This window comes from Sphingobacterium sp. UT-1RO-CII-1 (genome assembly GCF_026711005.1).
Classification (GTDB): Bacteria; Bacteroidota; Bacteroidia; order Sphingobacteriales; family Sphingobacteriaceae; genus Sphingobacterium.
In genome coordinates this window covers 63,126-80,395 of the sequence record NZ_JAPPVJ010000005.1, presented here as the reverse complement: position 1 = coordinate 80,395, position 17,270 = coordinate 63,126, and the positions used below count along the sequence as shown (strand labels likewise).

Genomic DNA, 17,270 nt, shown 5'->3' with positions numbered 1-17,270 from the left:
GATGCAAAATATATATAAAATACTTTTAGTCTTAACCCTAGGTTTGTTTTTCGTAACAACAGGATATGCTCAAAAGAAAAAAGTTGAAAAGGGATTCACGGTTTTATTCGACGGAACGAATATGGATTCGTGGGTTGGAAACACAAAAGAGTACGTATTGGAAGACGGAAACATAGTTATGAGACCTTCTCAAGAGATGGGAGGAAACTTATATACAAAAGATCAATTTTCTGATTTCATACTACGTTTTGATTTTTTCTTGACAGAAGGAGCTAATAATGGTTTAGGAATTAGACACGATATGGTGTCTAATGAGCAGGGGTACAGTGGTATGGAACTTCAAATATTAGACAATAATGACCCGCAATATAAAGATCTGAAACCTTATCAATATCATGGTTCTTTATACGGTATTGTACCGGCAAAAAGATATTTTCCTTTGAAAGTAGGCGAGTGGAATACTGAAGAAGTAATCGCTAAAGGCGATCACCTTATTATCAAAGTGAATGGTGTTGAGATACTAAATACGCATATTAACCAGGCTGTTAAAGATTTACCAGCTGATAGCTACTCGAAGGCTATTTTAAACAAAACTGGTCATATTGCTTTTTTGGGTCACGGGACTGTTGTTAAGTTTCGAAATATCAGAATCAAAAGTTTGAAAAAATAGAACTAATTAAATGGGAAGCCCACTTGATATATGTTTAGTATTCATGTGGGCTTTACCTTTATTGTACTTTATCAGCTGTATTAAGTGTAAAGTGAAATGTGCTGCCTACTCCATATTCGCTTTCTAGCCATATTTCACCGCCTTGGGCCTGAATAAATTCTTTACTTATGCTTAAGCCTAACCCTGTGCCTTCTTTTTTCGTTCCAGGTATTCTAAAATAACGTTCGAAGACTTTATTTAAAAACTGTGATTGTATACCTTGGCCAGAATCGGTAACAGAAAATTGCACCTGATTATCTATTTGTTTAGTTTTCACATATATTATGCTGTTTTCATAAGAATATCTAACAGCATTAGATATTAAATTTGTTAATACCCAAGCTGTTTTTTCACTATCAGCTGTAATTTTATGGGTATTGTCTATTTCTATATCTATTTTAATATTTCGGTTGTCAGCCGCCGCTCTGTTTGCATTTACGGCATAAGAAATTATAGGCTGTATTTCCGTGGCAAGCAAATTTACCTGTATAGCCCCGCTCTCTACCTGTGTAATATTTAATAATTCACCTGTTATTCTCAATAAACGCGTAGTATCATCTTTGATACTACTTAATAGCTCCAGTTGTTCTTTATTTAACACACCTATTTGATTATTTTCCAATAGTTGAATTCCCATCTGTATGGAGGCTATCGGAGTTTTAAATTCATGAGACACCGTGCTCATAAAATTGGTTTTTGCTAGGTCGAGTTCCTTAAAGGGCGTAATATTTCTTAGAAAAATAACTTGTCCTATAAATTCACTTTGTTCTTCTCCTGTCGGGATAATATTGATATCTATAATTTCTTTTTCAAAATAACTTTCTTTCGCGTCGGCATATATTTTTAGCTGTTCAGTTTCTGTTTTTTCTTCTTTTTTGTTAAAGATATCTTTAATTATGGTGCGCACTAGGTCATTTGTTACTGCTATATCTTGTATCTTTTTACCAATTAGTTCTTCTTTTTTCAAACCTGAGATAAGCAGGGCTTTTTCATTTGCAAATAATACCTTTTTGTTTTCATCTATCCCAATAATTGGGTCATGCAGGTTATCAATTAATGTTTCTATTCTTTTTTTTCCTTTTAAAATTTTTCCAAGTTTACTCTCGGCATACTCTTCCAATTTTTCTGCCATGGTATTGAATGACTTTGCTAAATCTCCAAATTCATTATGGCTTTCAAAGTTTACTTTCTTTTTATAATTCTGACCTGCAATTTCTTTAATACTTTCCGTAAGTTCTTTTATGGGGTTTGCGATGTTAGAAGGCAAATTCACCAACAAAATGAAAGCAATCAAGAAACATAAAGCACCGGTAATAGTAATAATAACAATAGCTTCTTGTGCGGTTTCGTCTGCAATATCACTTTTGTGATTTATGGCCTCCATATTAAGGCGCATCACTTCTGTAATATCTTTACGAATGTCTGATACTAGAAGCGTGTCTTCGGGTTGTTTTTTAAACTGTTCAAAATGTGTTATTATTGTTTTCGTAGCTTCGACTTCTCCTGGTTCTGTTACGTTCTTTTCTTGTAGGTCTAGATTTTTTTGAAACCTATCTAATGCATTTTTATCTCCAGCTGTTTCTTCTAACGCGAGCAACATATTTCTGGAATATTGTAATGTTTTATAATTTGCGACTAATATATTGCTTGTATCTTTTTTCAATTTGTACACATACCAGCCGCTTATTGTAGCCAGTGCCAGTATTAATAAAAATAAAAGCCCGACACCAAAGGTTATTTTTGTTTTAATTCTCATTGTTTTTCTACATTACACGAATTTGGTTAAGCTGTTGTCTAGCAGGTTTATGCCGACAGGGGGCTACTTCTTTTACGACAGTATAATAAGATCTATACTTTCCTGCGATAGTTTATTGAGTAAGGTGTTAAAAGTATCTGTCATTAACATAATTTTAGCTAATGTTATTTTTGGCTTACCTATACAGACCGTTGTTATTCTGCGATTTTCACATTCTTTAATAATCGTTTTCGTTGTGTTATTTGCTTTTACTTTAATTACTTCAGCTCCCAGCTCTGTTGCCAATTTAAAATTATTAATTAAAAAGCGCTGCTTATCCAGAGCTATTTTGTCGGCACTTTCTTTTGGCGTCTGTACATAGAGTACAAACCATTTACTTTGGTAATAGTTTGCTAATCGAGCTGTTTTGCGAATAACATTTTTTGCTGCCTTTTCGTTAGAGCTTATGCATGCCATAAAACGATCTTTTTTAATATTTTTAGATAAAATAACTTCTGATTCTACCTTGCGTTGCACTTGTGCTGCGACTTCCTTCAGAGCCAATTCCCGGAGCTGTAGTATCTGTTCGCTCTTAAAAAAGTTAGATAGTGCAAGCGCTACTTTGGATTGATCGTATATCTTACCTGCTTTTAAACGGTCAATTAAGTCTTCGGCTGTCAGATCAATATTTACTACTTCATCGGCCTGAGCTACCACACTATCCGGGATGCGCTCTTTGACGTCGATCCCCGCAATTAGTTTGACATCTTTGTTTAAACTTTCTATATGCTGAATATTTACTGCGCTAATAACATTAATTCCCACATCCAATATATCCATTACATCCTGCCAGCGTTTTTCATTATCACTTCCTTCTGTATTGCTGTGAGCAAGTTCATCAATCACGACCACTTCAGGGCGTAGGTTTATAACCGCCTGTAGGTCCAGCTCATCTAATTCTTTTCCTTTGTAAAAGATTTTACGACGCGGTATTACGGGCAAGCCCTCCAGTAAGGCATGTGTTTCAGGGCGATTGTGCGTCTCAATATAGCCGATTTTAACATCAATTCCATTTTGTAAAAGTGAATGTGCTTCCTGTAGCATTCGATAGGTTTTACCCACGCCGGCACTCATCCCAATATATAGCTTAAATTTTCCTCTCTTCGATTTTCGAATCATCTCCAAAAAATGTGCAGCACTTTTTCTCTTATCCATTGTCAAACGATTATTAGTTGCTCTTATCGCATTACCTATAGCTTAGCGCAAGCTTATTGCGTCGAGTGCGATATTTAATTTCAGAACATTTATTTTTTCAGGCCCCAATAAACCCCATCGTGGTTTTTCTACCTGTCCGTCAACCAATTTATATAACGTAGCCTCTTCTAGACCTCTTATTTCGGCAATTCTTTTGATTTGTACCTTTGCCCCCTGCACCGAGATATGGGGATCCAGACCACTGCCGCTTGCTGTAACCATATCTACTGGTATTTCAGCTTTTTGCACCATAGGGTTGCGAATTAAGAAGCTGTCAATCCTCGTTTGCACTTCTTTTATATATTCTTTATTAGACGGACCTTTATTGCTTCCTCCTGAAACGGCAGCATTATATCCTACTGCTGATGGCCTGGAATGAAAGTACTGATCAGCTGTAAACGATTGGCCAATGTTTACATAGTATTCATTTTTATTGTCTGCTATTGTCGCTCCTTTTCCTTTATTTGGAGCAAATTGTGCTACAGTCCAAACAGCCAGTGGGTATACAACTGTAAGTAGCAGTAGGAGCAGGGCAGTAAGTTTAATAGCGGGTAAAATATGATTTTTCATCTGCATGTTCACGTTAAGGGATGATTAAAAGAAAATAGACAAAGTCATATCAATTATTTTAATGCCAACAAAAGGCACTAAAATGCCACCGAAGCCAAAAATGAAAAGATTTCGACGTAGTAGGGCGCTTGCTCCGATTGGTTTGTAGGCAACTCCTTTTAAAGCTAAAGGTACGAGCATCGGAATAATGAGAGCGTTAAAAATTACAGCGGATAGAATGGCACTTTCAGGGCTTTGTAGGTTCATAATATTTAGTTTTTGTAATGCAGGGATGGTTGCAATGAAGAGTGCTGGAATAATAGCAAAATATTTAGCGACGTCATTTGCTATACTAAAGGTGGTAAGTGTACCTCGTGTCATCAGTAATTGTTTTCCTATTTCTACAACCTCAATTAATTTTGTAGGGTCGTTGTCCAAATCGACCATATTACCAGCCTCTTTAGCGGCCTGTGTCCCGCTATTCATTGCCACGCCCACATCTGCTTGTGCCAATGCTGGGGCATCATTTGTTCCGTCGCCCATCATCGCTACTAAGCGGCCTTCCATTTGTTCTTTCTTGATATAATTCATCTTGTCTTCGGGTTTAGCCTCGGCTATAAAATCGTCGACCCCTGCCTTCTCTGCTATATATTTTGCTGTTAATGGATTATCTCCAGTCACCATGACTGTTTTTATTCCCATTTTTCTTAAGCGGTCAAATCGTTCCTGAATGCCTGTTTTAATAATATCTTGCAACTCGATCACACCCAATACTATTTCATTTTCTGATACCACCAAGGGTGTTCCGCCATTTTGCGCAATTGTCTTTACCTTTTCTTCCACATCTTTAGGGAAATCGTTCCCTACTTTTATTACCAAATTTTTAATAGCGTCGGTCGCACCTTTGCGTATACGTATGTTTTCATAATCTACACCAGAACTTCTCGTCTCTGCTGTAAATTTGATAAAGCTCGGGTTGTTCATAGGGTAACTCAACGGATTGACTCCTGCCAGCTCGATAACAGATTTTCCCTCTGGCGTTTCATCGGCCATAGAGCTTAAAACAGCTGCTTTCACGAGCCTTTTATCCTCGATTCCGTTGGCCGGATAAAACGCTGTAGCTTTCCTGTTACCTATTGTTATTGTTCCTGTTTTATCTAATAGTAAAACATTAATATCACCTGCTGTTTCTACCGCTTTACCACTTTTAGTAATTACATTCGCTCGTAAAGCCCTGTCCATTCCTGCAATTCCGATGGCGGACAATAAACCTCCAATGGTAGTCGGTATCAGACAAACAAACAAAGAGATCAATGCTGCTATAGTAATTTCCACCTGCGCGTAAGCTGTTAAAGGCTTTAAGGTCACGCAAACAAGAATAAATACTAATGTGAAGCCTGCCAGCAAAATGGTCAAAGCTATTTCGTTGGGTGTTTTTTGGCGGGCTGCACCTTCCACTAAGGCAATCATTTTGTCCAGAAAACTTTCTCCTGGTTGTGTAGTTACTTTTACTACAATTTTATCAGATAATACTTTGGTGCCCCCTGTTACCGAACTTTTGTCTCCTCCCGCCTCCCTGATAACAGGTGCTGATTCTCCTGTAATAGCACTTTCATCAATTGTTGCCAAACCTGTTATGATTTCGCCGTCAGCGGGTATGATATCTCCTGCTTCGCATATGAAAATATCTTCTTTTTGCAGTTGTGCCGAAGATATTGTACGCCCATCTTCAAGTTTAGCAGGTGTTTCTTCTCTCGTCTTTCGCAAGCTATCTGCCTGCGCTTTACCGCGTGCTTCTGCAATTGCCTCCGCAAAATTGGCAAACAATAAGGTTAGCAACATAACAACAAAGAGGACGAAATTATAAGCGAAAGTACCTTGTCCTTCAGCTCCTGTCAGGACCCATATACTTATCATAAGCATCACTAACGTTCCTACCCAAACCGCGAACATAATCGGGTTTTTGAACATTTTTTTTGGATGTAGTTTTATAAAAGACTGTTTTAATGCAGTATACATCATGTCTTTCTGAAATAACGAATTTGAGCTATTCATTTTAAAAGTCTTTAATCTATTTACTAAAGTGAGAAATATTCAGCTATCGGCCCCAACGTCAGTACGGGAAAGAAAGCCAAAGCAGCCACGATGACAATAACTGCAAATACCATAAGTCCGAAAGTTGCTGTGTCGGTTTTCAATGTACCGTTACTATCGGGCACAAATCTTTTAGAAGCCAATAAACCAGCTATTGCAATGGGGCCTATAATTGGCAAGAAGCGCGAAAGCAACAAAACAAGAGCGGTACTTATATTCCACCATCGTGTATTATCTGCAAGCCCCTCAAAGCCACTGCCGTTGTTTGCTGCTGCAGATGTATATTCATAGAGCATCTCGCTTAGCCCATGAAAGCCCGGGTTGTTTAAAGTATCTGCGGTATGTTGTGGTAGGGCGGCCGCTAGGGCTGTCCCTGTTAATATAAGAAAGGGGTGGAGCAGGGCAATAAGCATCGCTATTTTCATTTCTTGGGCCTCAATTTTTTTTCCCAGAAACTCAGGGGTTCTGCCTACCATTAAACCACTGATGAAAACGGCCAGAATAATAAATATAAAAAAGTTTAACACCCCTACACCAACACCTCCGTAAAAAGCGTTTATCATCATCGCAAGAAGCTGATTCATGCCAGATAATGGCATCATGCTGTCATGCATAGCATTTACGGAACCCGTCGAGATTACAGTTGTCGCGATACTCCAGAAGCCAGAGGTCGCAGCCCCAAAGCGGACTTCTTTTCCTTCCATAGCACCTAATGAATTATCTATTCCCATAGCTGCTATAGCCGGATTGCCTTGCATCTCCATATACATGCTTGGCACCACTAGAAGTGTAAAACCCAGTGTCATCACGGCGAATATCATGCAGGCAAGTTTCTTTCTTTTTATAAAGTATCCAAATGCAAAAACCATAGCCAGTGGTATTAACAATTGTGCAATCATTTCAACCGAGTTGCTCCAATAAGTCGGGTTTTCAAATGGATGTGCCGAATTTGCTCCAAAAAAGCCACCTCCATTCGTGCCGATGTGTTTTATTGCTATAAATGCTGCTGCGGGGCCTGTTGATACTTGTATTTGTTCGCCTTGTAATGTGGTCATGTTAGTTTTCCCTTCAAAAGTCATGGGAGTTCCTTCAAAAACAAGAAGGGTAGCCACGATAAAGGAAAGAGGGAGAAGTATTCTTGTACATGATTTTATAAAGTGTACATAAAAATTCCCCAGTGTATCCGCTGTTTTCTCTTTAAAAGCTTTAAACAAGATAACTACCGCAGCCATGCCCGTAGCCGCACTTACAAACTGCAAAAACATCAACCATAACTGCCCTAGGTAGCTTAGTTCTGATTCGCCTGCATAATGTTGTAAATTGCAGTTTACAACAAAAGATATAACGGTGTTTAAGGCCACGTCAATCCGCATGTTAGGGATGGAGTTGGGGTTCAAAGGAAGACGCTCCTGCGTCATTAAAATTAGCATCCCTAGTACAATCCATACGGTATTAATAGTTAATAAGGCCAGTATGTGTTGCTTCCAGTTCATCTCTGCCTCTGGTTTTATACCTGTTGTTCTGTATATTAACCTCTCTATTGGGCCACATATGGGGTCTAACAATGTTTTCTCTCCGTCATACACTTTAGCGATGTATTTACCGAGTGGTAGGGCAAGAGCTATTGCAAGCCCAAAGACGAGTACTATGCCTATAATTTCTGTATTCATTTTATGCTGTTAAAGAGTTTGTTTAAAATTGCTCGGGCTTAAGCAATACGTAGCAGATGTATATAAATACACAAACTGCTATTATGAATAATGCTGTTATCATTTCTTGTCGTCTTTAATTTTCCAATATTGTTTTGATATATCCTTTCTTTAGTTCTGTAGGGAACATTTCCAGATGTTTTTTAAGTGTTCCTGGGCTTTCGTCTATAGCTAGGGTTGTCAAAAACTCATTTTCAATCGCATTACGGGTGTATTGATTGCCTTCTAAATAGAGTAGGTTTATCACTTTAACAATCTTTTGCACGAGTTCCAGTTCATTATCTAAACCCGAACGTATTTTTAGCAAACAGTCTTCCGCTAATTTATGCAGTAAGCAGTAGTCAGCTATAGCTTCACTATTCTTATCTTCCACAATGAGGTGTGCTGCTTCAGGAGCCCACAGACGTATTGTAGTACTGATTTTTGTTTTCATTTTATTATGCTCAAAAGTATCGTAATCACTATTTTACGATAGAGCATGCCAAATGCTATTCCTGTTTTAGGTGTGGTTTTGTAAGGTGCTGCTGTTTAGGTGGTTTGGTGTTTTTGTTGTTCTGGTTTAATGCCAAAGAACCTATCATTTTGATAGGGTTCTTATCAGAATGATAGGGCGAATACTACTGGAATATTTACAGATCTTGGTGGTTATTGCCGGTTGTATGTTTTAAGGGTGTCGCTATATTACGGTTTTGTAAGCAACTGGTATCTGAACGGAGTTCGTTAAAGTTTGGTTTTGCAGTTGTTCTTACGACAGAAGATTATTTAATTGTTTGGGAATTTAATTTTATATTCTTCAATTTTCCTATATAGTGTTGCTACACCTATTTCTAGGAGCCTGGCTGCTTCTGCCTTATTTCCTGCTGTGTAGTTGAGTGTTTTTTGTATATGGAGTTTTTCAGCACTTGCCATCGAAAATGCAGATAATAATTGCGATTTATTTTTTCCATATTGTAGGTCAGGTGGGAGTGTATCCAGATCTAAAATATTGGTTTCTGCCAAAATCACACTTCTTTCAATAATGTTTTTCAGTTCCCGGACATTCCCTTTCCAACTGTTATTTTCTAGCGCTTTAATATATTCATCGCTCATTTGTAAAGTCTTTCGATTGGCCTTTAGGGCAAAAGCATTCACATAATGTTCGGCCAACAACGTGATATCCTTTGGCCGATCGCGCAGAGCTGGCAAGTGAATTCCGAAAACCGACAGGCGGTAAAAGAGATCACTTCTGAAATGTTCTTTTTCTATTTCTTCTTCTAGGTTGCGGTTTGTTGCCGCAATTACACGCACATTTACCTTTAGGGGTTTAGAGTCTCCAACACGTAAGAGTTCGCCGGTTTCTAGTACTCTCAAAATCTTAGCTTGGAGGTCTATTGCCATTTCTCCTATTTCATCTAGAAAGATAGTGCCATTATGTGCTTCTTCAAATAATCCTTTTTGATCTTTTGTTGCTCCTGTAAAAGCCCCTGCTTTATGCCCGAACAGTTCATTCTCCAGTAAATCTTTGCTAAATGCCGAACAGTTTATTGCAACAAAATTATATTTTGCTCTTTGACCTTCTTGGTGTATAGCCTGTGCAAAAATTTCTTTTCCTGTTCCGGTTTCTCCGGTCAGTAAAACAGTAGCATCTGTGTTAGCCACCTTTCTTGCCAGTTCAATGGCATTTAGTATAGGTTTTGATTTTCCTATAATTTTGTCAAAAGAGTGCTTTTTAGCCAGTTGTTTTTCTAAGTGCAGTACCCTTCTGTTCAATGCAACCTTTTCACTCGCTTTATATAAGAGAGGAATAATTCTGTTGTTATCATCACCTTTGGTAATGTAGTCAAAAGCGCCATTTTTGATAGCCTGCACACCATCTGGTATATTGCCAAATGCAGTTAAAAGTATAACCTCTACAGCCGGATATTTCTCCTTTATTACCTTTGCTGTTTCTACTCCGCTACCATCGGGTAGCTTCACATCACTGATAATGACATCTATTTCTTCAGTCTCCAGGCGTTGCATGGCTAGCTTTATACTTGCTGCCTGCGAAACCTCGAATCCTTCAAAACTGATTATTTTTGAGAGTAAGGACCTTAACTTCTCTTCATCATCTATTATAAGTACTTTAACCACGTCTGCGCTAAAATTATAAAACACAAAGCTAAATAAAACATCTTACTATTTTTTACCGTTTAAATAGCACAATATAAATCTATTCGCGATTACATCGTATTCAATATTAGCTATGAAAGCTGTCGATAAAAGTTATCTTTATTGTTTGAAATTTAAAAATGGATATTAAAGCACATAAAATAAAGGAAATTGAAGTCGCTGAAATAATTTCCGATACTATCTTAATCCGGAACACGGAAGATGCTTTGGATCTTTTAGGGAATGTCTATTATCAAGGATTTAATCATGTCGTTATTTATGAGAAAAACCTGAGTGCAGACTTTTTCGATTTAAAGAATAAAATGGCAGGAGACATTCTTCAAAAGTTTTCAAACTATCGTGTTCGTTTGTTTATCGTTGGCGATTTTAAGAAGTTTACGAGTACAAGTTTAAAAGACTTTATTTACGAAAGTAATCAAGGGAAGCATGTGAATTTTGTTGCCAACATCGCTGATGCGTTACAGTGCTTCGAATAGTTTCTTAAGACAGTTGATGTTTCGTAGGTGTTTAAAATAGTTTAATGTTTTAAAAAATAAATGGAAGCTATTGTAAAGATAGCCTCCATCATTGTTTACTTTATTCACTATTATCTTACGATTTTCTATTTTACGGTATAACTTACCAAGTTATAGCTTACAGTTTCTGAGTCTTGATAGGTCTCTTTTTCATAGATCGGACCAATTCCATTGGCAAGCCAAGTTTCATACGTTATTTTTAGAGTATTACTTGTCCCGTTGATCAGTATCGTCTTTTTTAGTTCGGTTTTTAATACATCCTTATATGTTTTTCCGTTGACTGTTGCGCTAGCTACTTTTTCTAATATTTTACCTTCGTTTACATGTTTTATAGTTCCAGTAGCAACGCCGGAAATTTTTAGAGTCATCTCATCTTTCCAAGTTTCGCCAACTTTCAATTTGGTGTTTATGGATGTTATTGTTCCTGCTGATGTGACTTGTCCCGACACGTTAGAGCCTCCATGCAACTCTATGAATACACCATTCTCTTCACGAATTCCGTCTTTTAAATTTTCATCGCCTTCGGTGTTCAGCGGTTTAAATTGAAAATAGGTTTTTCCCTCGTGTGTAATTGTTTTATGAATAAGCCTATTTGCAGAGATGTCTGAAGGGTCTTTAGGGTTTGCCATAGTCCACATATTGTTCAGGGCTAGTGGCCAGTATGTGCCGCTTACATGTCCGCCCTCACCGGGAGTCGGGTTGTCGGGGTTGTCGTCTGATTTACTGCAGGAAGTGAATATGCATAATAATGCAAGGAGCGGGTAAAGAAAGTAGTTTTTCATATATCTATAATAAGATTCCGTATCCACCTGATTCGTTCAGGTAGCAATAATTAATATTTGTGCGATATGTTATTTGTTTGCTAGTTTACCTTTACGAGTTCCACTCGTCTGTTTTTTGCTTTGTTTTCTTCAGAGTCGTTTGCCACGAGTGGTTTTTCTGCACCAAAACCTGTAGCTAGAAGCCTAGAGGTTTCAATACCATCTTTTGTCAGTGCCTGTAAGACTGCATGAGCTCGTTGTTCGGATAATGTTTTATTATGTGCTGCGTTTCCGGTATTATCGGTGTGTCCTTCAATACTGATTTTTAGTGCGCTTTCTTTTTTCAAAGCTTCAGCAATCTGCTTTACCACATCTGTTCCCTCGCTTGTTAGGTTTGATTTGTCTGTGTCGAAGTTGATATATAAAATAGATTTTCCTTTTTCGTTCAAATCCTTTACAATCTCATCTGCGGTTACCTTCGTGATGGTCTGTATAAAATTCTCTTCTTGTAAAACATTTAGAGTTCCACCTGCATTGTTCGCCCCGTATTGTATGTAGATATTTCCTTTATCGGCACTCCGTAAGGCCCAGAATTTTATGTTCCGATCAAAATAGCCCATGTCACCTTCTCCTCCTTTATTAGGATCTTGTTTGTTGTAGCGGTCATATTCTTCTCTCGTAATTTCACCATCAAATACTTTGACAGCACCAATTGCTTTCAGGTAGTCTTCCATGCTTTTTTCGAAATAGCGCTGCGAAAATTCCTCTCCACGTACAGGTGATACAAAAGTTTTATACAATCTACCCTCAAAAGGTGTCATTGTGCCGTCTATGGGGAAAAAACAAACATCAAATTTACTGAGCATAGGTTTGTTCATTTCTTCTAGCCCTTCAGGTAAATTTATGAAAGGGAAATCACCTATATCTGCAGTGGTCAACGATATGTTCATTATATCAAAAGATGCTACGGTTTCTGTCTCCGAAGTTTCGTTATTGCTCCCCGATAGGGAGGTCGATACCGTGTCTTGTTGATTTTCCTGTCCGTCTTTCGGAGTGTTGTTGCAGGCTACGAAGAAGATAGTGCTCGCTAACAATAATGTTGTTTTCTTCATCAAAGTGGTTCTAAATAACTATTTGTTTTCTTATTTTTTTACTAAAATAAATTAAATTGTTTGATCAACCTTTCTTTATATCAAAATTACGATACGATATTATTTTTTGAAATACCAGTTAATAGGTGTTTTTACCCTCCTATTTATAGGAGGTTCTCTTGCACGACAAGCATTAACAGCTCGGAACTATTTTTCACCTTAAACTTTTGTAACAAATTTTTTCTATAAGTATCGACGGTAAATTTGCTTAAAAATAGCTCTTCAGCAATAACAGCTGTTGTTTTTCCTTTTGCCATCAGCTCTATCAATTGCTTCTCTCTTCGGGTTAATGCGGGATACAACTTAGCCTGTACAGGTGTGTTTAGTATACGCATCACTTCAGGATCCATAATTACCTGTCCTTGTAGAACGGCCTCAACACTTGAAACGATTTTAGAGGAAGGCGTACTTTTCAATAAAAAACCATATGCGCCATTATCAAACATTTGGCGGATAATACTTTGTTCTATTTGATTGCTCAGTGCGATTATCTTGATCGAAGAAGACTGTTCTATAAGTTCTTTACAGATGTCTAGGCCATTGCCGTCGGGCAGGTTAATGTCTAACAGCATGGCGTCTATGGCTGGCCTTGTCTCCATAAAAGCCCGAAAAGATTTTGCACTTTCGAATGTATAAACTACGAAGGCAGGATTATGTTTTAGAAATAGTGATTTAAGCCCTTCTACTACTATAGGATGATCATCCAGAATGACGATAGTTGTTTTTTTAGTTGACATGTATTTCTATATTAATAGTTGTGCCATGTCCGGGGGCACTTTCTATATTATATTGTCCTTGCATATAATCTACCCGGCGTTGAACATTTTTAAGTCCTATTCCGGGTGTATGGTGTGCATCTGTTATACTAAACCCTTTTCCGTTATCTTCTACGGTAAGGAGTATGGTATTTTTGCTCTGTATACATTGTACAATAATGTTATTTGCTTTTCCATGTTTTAGCGCATTCACCAGTAGTTCTTGGACAATGCGGTATATGTTTGTCTGTATGTTAACAGGCAAATTTGCTGATATCCCTGCCGACTGGTATTCGATTGCGACATCTGCCGAAGAAAAAGCTACGCAAAGGTCCTGTAGTCCGGTATCAAGTCCGCTACATAATAAGCTTTCCGGAACCATATTGCGTGCTATACGCCTAACCTCGGCTATTGAATCTTCCAGCTGTACTATTGCACGATCCAAAATTGGTTCGGGTTGCTGCTGTTGCGATTCCGATAATTGCATCCGTATTCCGGATAATGATCCGCCAAGGCTATCATGCAAATCACGGCCTATGCGTTGGCGTTCTCTTTCTTCACCTTCGAGGAGCGCTTTTGTAACTTCTAATTTGTTGGCGGTTTCCAATTGTTTTATGCGGTTGCTGGTGGCCTGTTGTTTATTTTTATAAATATATAGAATAAAGCCTAATAATGTCAACAATAAGCCTGTGGCAAGGGCAAAAAGCCAATTCAATATTTGTTGGTTTTTTATCTTTAGATCAGCTTTGTCCTTCTCAATTTTTAAATTATCTATTGCGGCATCTTTTTCCTGTGTTCGTAACTGAACTTCCAATTTGGAAATTTCTGTTGCAATCTCGTCTTTACTGACTGAGTCTCGGTGTTTAACGTAGCGTTTCCAATATTGTGAAGCCTGTTTGTAATCGTCTACGTCCTCATACGCTATTGCATAGCTTTGTAGTATTTTATTTAGATCTACAGCTCCATATGTCTTTAGGTCTATTTGTATACTATCAATGGGGTGACTTTGTTGCAGTGTGATTAATGCTTTGTGGTAATCTTTCATTCCCGCTAATGCTTTATATCGTTGGAAATGAAGGTTTAATAAGTAGTGCCGAGGAACACCTTTACTTTTAGCCAACATTTGATCTACCAGTGTTTCGGCAGCTTTGTATTGTTCGCTCAATACCAGGTGCATCGCTTCATAGGAAGCTATACGCAACTCCTGCGGAAAGTTTGGCTGTATTTTTAAAAGCTCTTTAGCACGGTGAATCACCGAGTCTGCTTTTTTGTTATTTCGCAGGGTGTTATAAACATTCGCTAATGACCCCAGGACATGGATGTGATTGTACAGTAGGGGCTCGCTCTTAGGCTGTATATTTTCGTATCGCTCGGCCGACTTTTCAAGGTACTGGACCGCTTCGTCATCCATTCCTTGGTTTAAGAATGCCCGCCCCATTTCTAAAGGTACTTCTGCCAAGTAAGCCGGGTTTTTAAGTTTATCAACTAATGGTATGATGTCCTTTTTCAGCATCGCTAGAGCCTCATCCGAGCGAGGGCGATTGTTAAGCCACCTTACTCTGTTTATAGCTACCCGGTAGGTATAATCCCAACTGTCTGGATTATCGTATTTACGAAATATGTTTAGCAGGAAATCCACTTCCTGTTCATCTTTATAGGACGTTATGGCCTGATAGCGGTATATCGCGTTTAAGTATTCGTTGCTTTTAGCTAGTGACTTTCCTTTTTCAAGATATTTTAATCCTTGGGCCGAGTCTATGTTTATCCATATTTTGGCAAGATGAAAGGCGGCCCGAGCCTGTATACTATCGGTTGTTCCTTTTCTTAAAACAATAAGTAAGCTATCGTTTTTAGCTTGGTCAATTGGTTGCAACTGCGCATAAAGAGCCTGTACGGACGATAGAAAAAATAGAAAATATAAAAGACTCTTCATGTTTTATGCGAAGTACTTGGATAATGGCTCAAAGATGCGCAATAAATCGGAAATCTTAAATACCCTATTATTGGGGTATTGCTTTGTTTTTTGTAAAAAGGTTTCTTTTTTGATGACCTCGTTTTGGCCTGTCTGTTTGAAAATTTCTTTTTCGTCCTATTCTCCGTTTTTGTTTTGTTAATTGTTTGGAATAAAGGGGGAATAATCTTATTTTCGATTCTACTTAAACATAAACAGTACTATTTTATGGATATCCAGGTCATGTAGGTCCTACAAATTTGGATGACCGCAAAGCAGTATGAATAGCTATTATAAACAAAAAAGCGTTATAATTTATGTTGGATATTTTAATATGACCAGTGAAAGTTAATTTTTTACAAACGAAGTATCCATGTAGCACAAGCTACTCAACTACGAATGCAAATAATTTGGATATTCCATATGACAAATAAAAAACAGATTAAATACATATGAATAAAAGAGAATTTTTAAAAACCAGTGCTTTAGGCGCGTTGGGAGTGCTTTTCTCACCTTCCTTCCTAAAGGCTTTCCCAACTGACCGTCGTTTGCGTACGGCACACATCGGTGTTGGTGGTATGGGGAGAGCAGATTTGGACGCTATATCCTCGCATGCAAGTGTAGATGTTTTCGCACTCTGCGATGTTGACGCTATCAACCTAGCTGAAGCACATAAGCTACACCCTCAGGCTCGCATTTTCTCTGACTATCGGGAGATGATGAAAGAACTCGGTGATCAGATCGATGCGGTTATTGTTTCTACCCCAGATCATACGCACGCTCCGGCATCTATGCTAGCTATGCAGATGAATAAACCGGTTTATTGCCAGAAGCCATTAACCCATTATGTGTCTGAATCGCGTGAGATGAAAAAAATCGCAGCCGAAAAAAAGCTGGTTACCCAAATGGGAATTCAGGTTCACTCTTTTTACGATTATAAATTAGCTACTCTGTTAATTCAGTCCGGCATCATCGGAAAGGTACATACCGTACACGCTTGGTCTCCAAAAAACCATGGTTACGACGGACCGCCGCCAGTAGGAGAGGACCCTATCCCGGAACATCTGGATTGGAACTTATGGGCAGGCACTTCGCCGAAAAGGCCTTATAAAAAAGACGTTTATCACCCCGGGCGTTGGAGACAACTCATGGACTACGGCTGTGGCACTTTAGGAGATATGGGCGTACATATTTTTGATACGCCTTATAATGCTTTGCAACTCGATGTGCCACGTACTATTGTCAACGAATGTCGACCCACGAATGGTTTTGGTTTCCCAGAGCACAACAAGGTAACGTATGAGTTTCCTGGCACAAAGTATACCGGTAAGTCTTTAAAGTGGATCTGGTACGATGGTCCCGGCGCGCCGGCAATGCATGAAGATCTTATGTTGCCCAATATGCAGGGGGCTCAAAAGAAAGAAGTAAAACAGGACGATCCTGGTGTATTATCTCTTGATCCAAAATTAGCAGGCGAAGGTCAGCTGCCCGAGCAGGGAGCTATGTTTGTAGGTACTAAAGGACGTTTATTATTGCCTCACTTTATGCAACTGCCTACTAAGATCGTCGATGGTCAATATGTTGATATCTCTAAGGAAATCGCAGACGTCTCCAAGAAGTTTAATCTAGGCGAACCTGTTCGCGATTATGATAGAGAAGGGGCTAAACATTACCATGAGTTCGTCGACGCCTGCTTAGGTAAGGCTGAATGTTCGGCTGACTTTGATTATGCTTCCCGTCTTACAGAGACCATTCTTTTGGGCACTATCGCTGGTCGTTTCCCTGGCGAAACGTTGCATTGGGATGCGAAAACAGCTAAATTCAAGGAAGAAAAAGCCAATCAATATTTACAAGGTAACTATAGGTCTTTTTAAACAAAAGTCATGTAGTTCTTTTAGAGAAGGTTTCGGTCGTAAGGCCGAAACCTTTTTTATTA

Annotated in this window: 15 protein-coding genes; 3 read left to right on the top strand and 12 right to left on the bottom strand. The window is 38.4% G+C overall.

What is annotated here, in order from left to right; translation table 11 throughout:
* The first annotated feature begins 1 nt into the window (after position 1).
* A complete protein-coding gene (locus ORI89_RS12115; protein WP_268230752.1) occupies positions 2 to 670 on the top strand; it encodes a 3-keto-disaccharide hydrolase in 669 nt (222 codons plus the stop codon).
* 58 nt (positions 671 to 728) lie between these two features.
* Here ORI89_RS12115 and ORI89_RS12110 read toward each other — a convergent pair whose 3' ends face one another.
* From ORI89_RS12110 to ORI89_RS12080, 8 genes are all read right to left on the bottom strand, one after another.
* Entirely contained in the window at positions 729 to 2,465 is a 1,737-nt protein-coding gene (locus tag ORI89_RS12110; RefSeq protein ID WP_268230751.1) for an ATP-binding protein, read from the bottom strand.
* A gap of 72 nt (positions 2,466 to 2,537) precedes the next feature.
* Entirely contained in the window at positions 2,538 to 3,659 is a 1,122-nt protein-coding gene (locus ORI89_RS12105) for a sensor protein KdpD (protein ID WP_268230750.1), read from the bottom strand.
* Between the two features lie 42 nt (positions 3,660 to 3,701).
* Positions 3,702 to 4,268 (bottom strand): K(+)-transporting ATPase subunit C, encoded by a 567-nt coding sequence (locus ORI89_RS12100; protein ID WP_268230749.1) that lies wholly within the window; start codon positions 4,266 to 4,268, stop codon positions 3,702 to 3,704.
* 24 nt (positions 4,269 to 4,292) lie between these two features.
* A complete protein-coding gene (gene kdpB, locus ORI89_RS12095; protein WP_268230748.1) occupies positions 4,293 to 6,302 on the bottom strand; it encodes a potassium-transporting ATPase subunit KdpB in 2,010 nt (669 codons plus the stop codon).
* Between the two features lie 23 nt (positions 6,303 to 6,325).
* The gene (kdpA, locus tag ORI89_RS12090; RefSeq protein WP_268230747.1) at positions 6,326 to 8,011 is read right to left on the bottom strand and encodes a potassium-transporting ATPase subunit KdpA; all 1,686 of its coding nucleotides are present in this window, start codon (positions 8,009 to 8,011) and stop codon (positions 6,326 to 6,328) included.
* 22 nt (positions 8,012 to 8,033) lie between these two features.
* On the bottom strand, positions 8,034 to 8,114 hold the full coding sequence (locus tag ORI89_RS19285; protein ID WP_442800886.1) for a potassium-transporting ATPase subunit F: 81 nt from the start codon (positions 8,112 to 8,114) through the stop codon (positions 8,034 to 8,036).
* Between the two features lie 12 nt (positions 8,115 to 8,126).
* The gene (locus tag ORI89_RS12085) at positions 8,127 to 8,483 is read right to left on the bottom strand and encodes a DUF7674 family protein (RefSeq protein WP_268230746.1); all 357 of its coding nucleotides are present in this window, start codon (positions 8,481 to 8,483) and stop codon (positions 8,127 to 8,129) included.
* A 329-nt stretch (positions 8,484 to 8,812) separates the two neighbouring features.
* On the bottom strand, positions 8,813 to 10,186 hold the full coding sequence (locus ORI89_RS12080) for a sigma-54-dependent transcriptional regulator (RefSeq protein WP_268230745.1): 1,374 nt from the start codon (positions 10,184 to 10,186) through the stop codon (positions 8,813 to 8,815).
* A gap of 134 nt (positions 10,187 to 10,320) precedes the next feature.
* Between ORI89_RS12080 and ORI89_RS12075 the strand changes: the two genes are divergently transcribed.
* Complete coding sequence (locus tag ORI89_RS12075) at positions 10,321 to 10,677, top strand: DUF4180 domain-containing protein (RefSeq protein ID WP_268230744.1); 357 nt, start codon at positions 10,321 to 10,323, stop codon at positions 10,675 to 10,677.
* Positions 10,678 to 10,802: 125 nt separating this feature from the next.
* On the opposite strand, the gene ORI89_RS12070 is transcribed toward ORI89_RS12075, so the two are convergent.
* The 4 genes from ORI89_RS12070 to ORI89_RS12055 all read right to left on the bottom strand — a co-directional run bounded on the left by ORI89_RS12070 (position 10,803) and on the right by ORI89_RS12055 (position 15,316).
* Positions 10,803 to 11,498, bottom strand: coding sequence for a hypothetical protein (locus ORI89_RS12070; RefSeq protein ID WP_268230743.1), 696 nt, complete (start codon positions 11,496 to 11,498; stop codon positions 10,803 to 10,805).
* Between the two features lie 80 nt (positions 11,499 to 11,578).
* Positions 11,579 to 12,589 (bottom strand): OmpA family protein, encoded by a 1,011-nt coding sequence (locus ORI89_RS12065; RefSeq protein WP_268230742.1) that lies wholly within the window; start codon positions 12,587 to 12,589, stop codon positions 11,579 to 11,581.
* A gap of 143 nt (positions 12,590 to 12,732) precedes the next feature.
* Positions 12,733 to 13,365: a response regulator gene (locus ORI89_RS12060; RefSeq protein WP_268230741.1), complete on the bottom strand. Its 633-nt coding sequence runs from the start codon at positions 13,363 to 13,365 to the stop codon at positions 12,733 to 12,735.
* A complete protein-coding gene (locus ORI89_RS12055) occupies positions 13,355 to 15,316 on the bottom strand; it encodes a tetratricopeptide repeat-containing sensor histidine kinase (RefSeq protein WP_268230740.1) in 1,962 nt (653 codons plus the stop codon). The genes ORI89_RS12060 and ORI89_RS12055 overlap by 11 nt, the downstream gene beginning before the upstream one ends.
* A gap of 518 nt (positions 15,317 to 15,834) precedes the next feature.
* Between ORI89_RS12055 and ORI89_RS12050 the strand changes: the two genes are divergently transcribed.
* Positions 15,835 to 17,208, top strand: coding sequence for a Gfo/Idh/MocA family protein (locus ORI89_RS12050; protein WP_268230739.1), 1,374 nt, complete (start codon positions 15,835 to 15,837; stop codon positions 17,206 to 17,208).
* Positions 17,209 to 17,270: the final 62 nt, after the last annotated feature.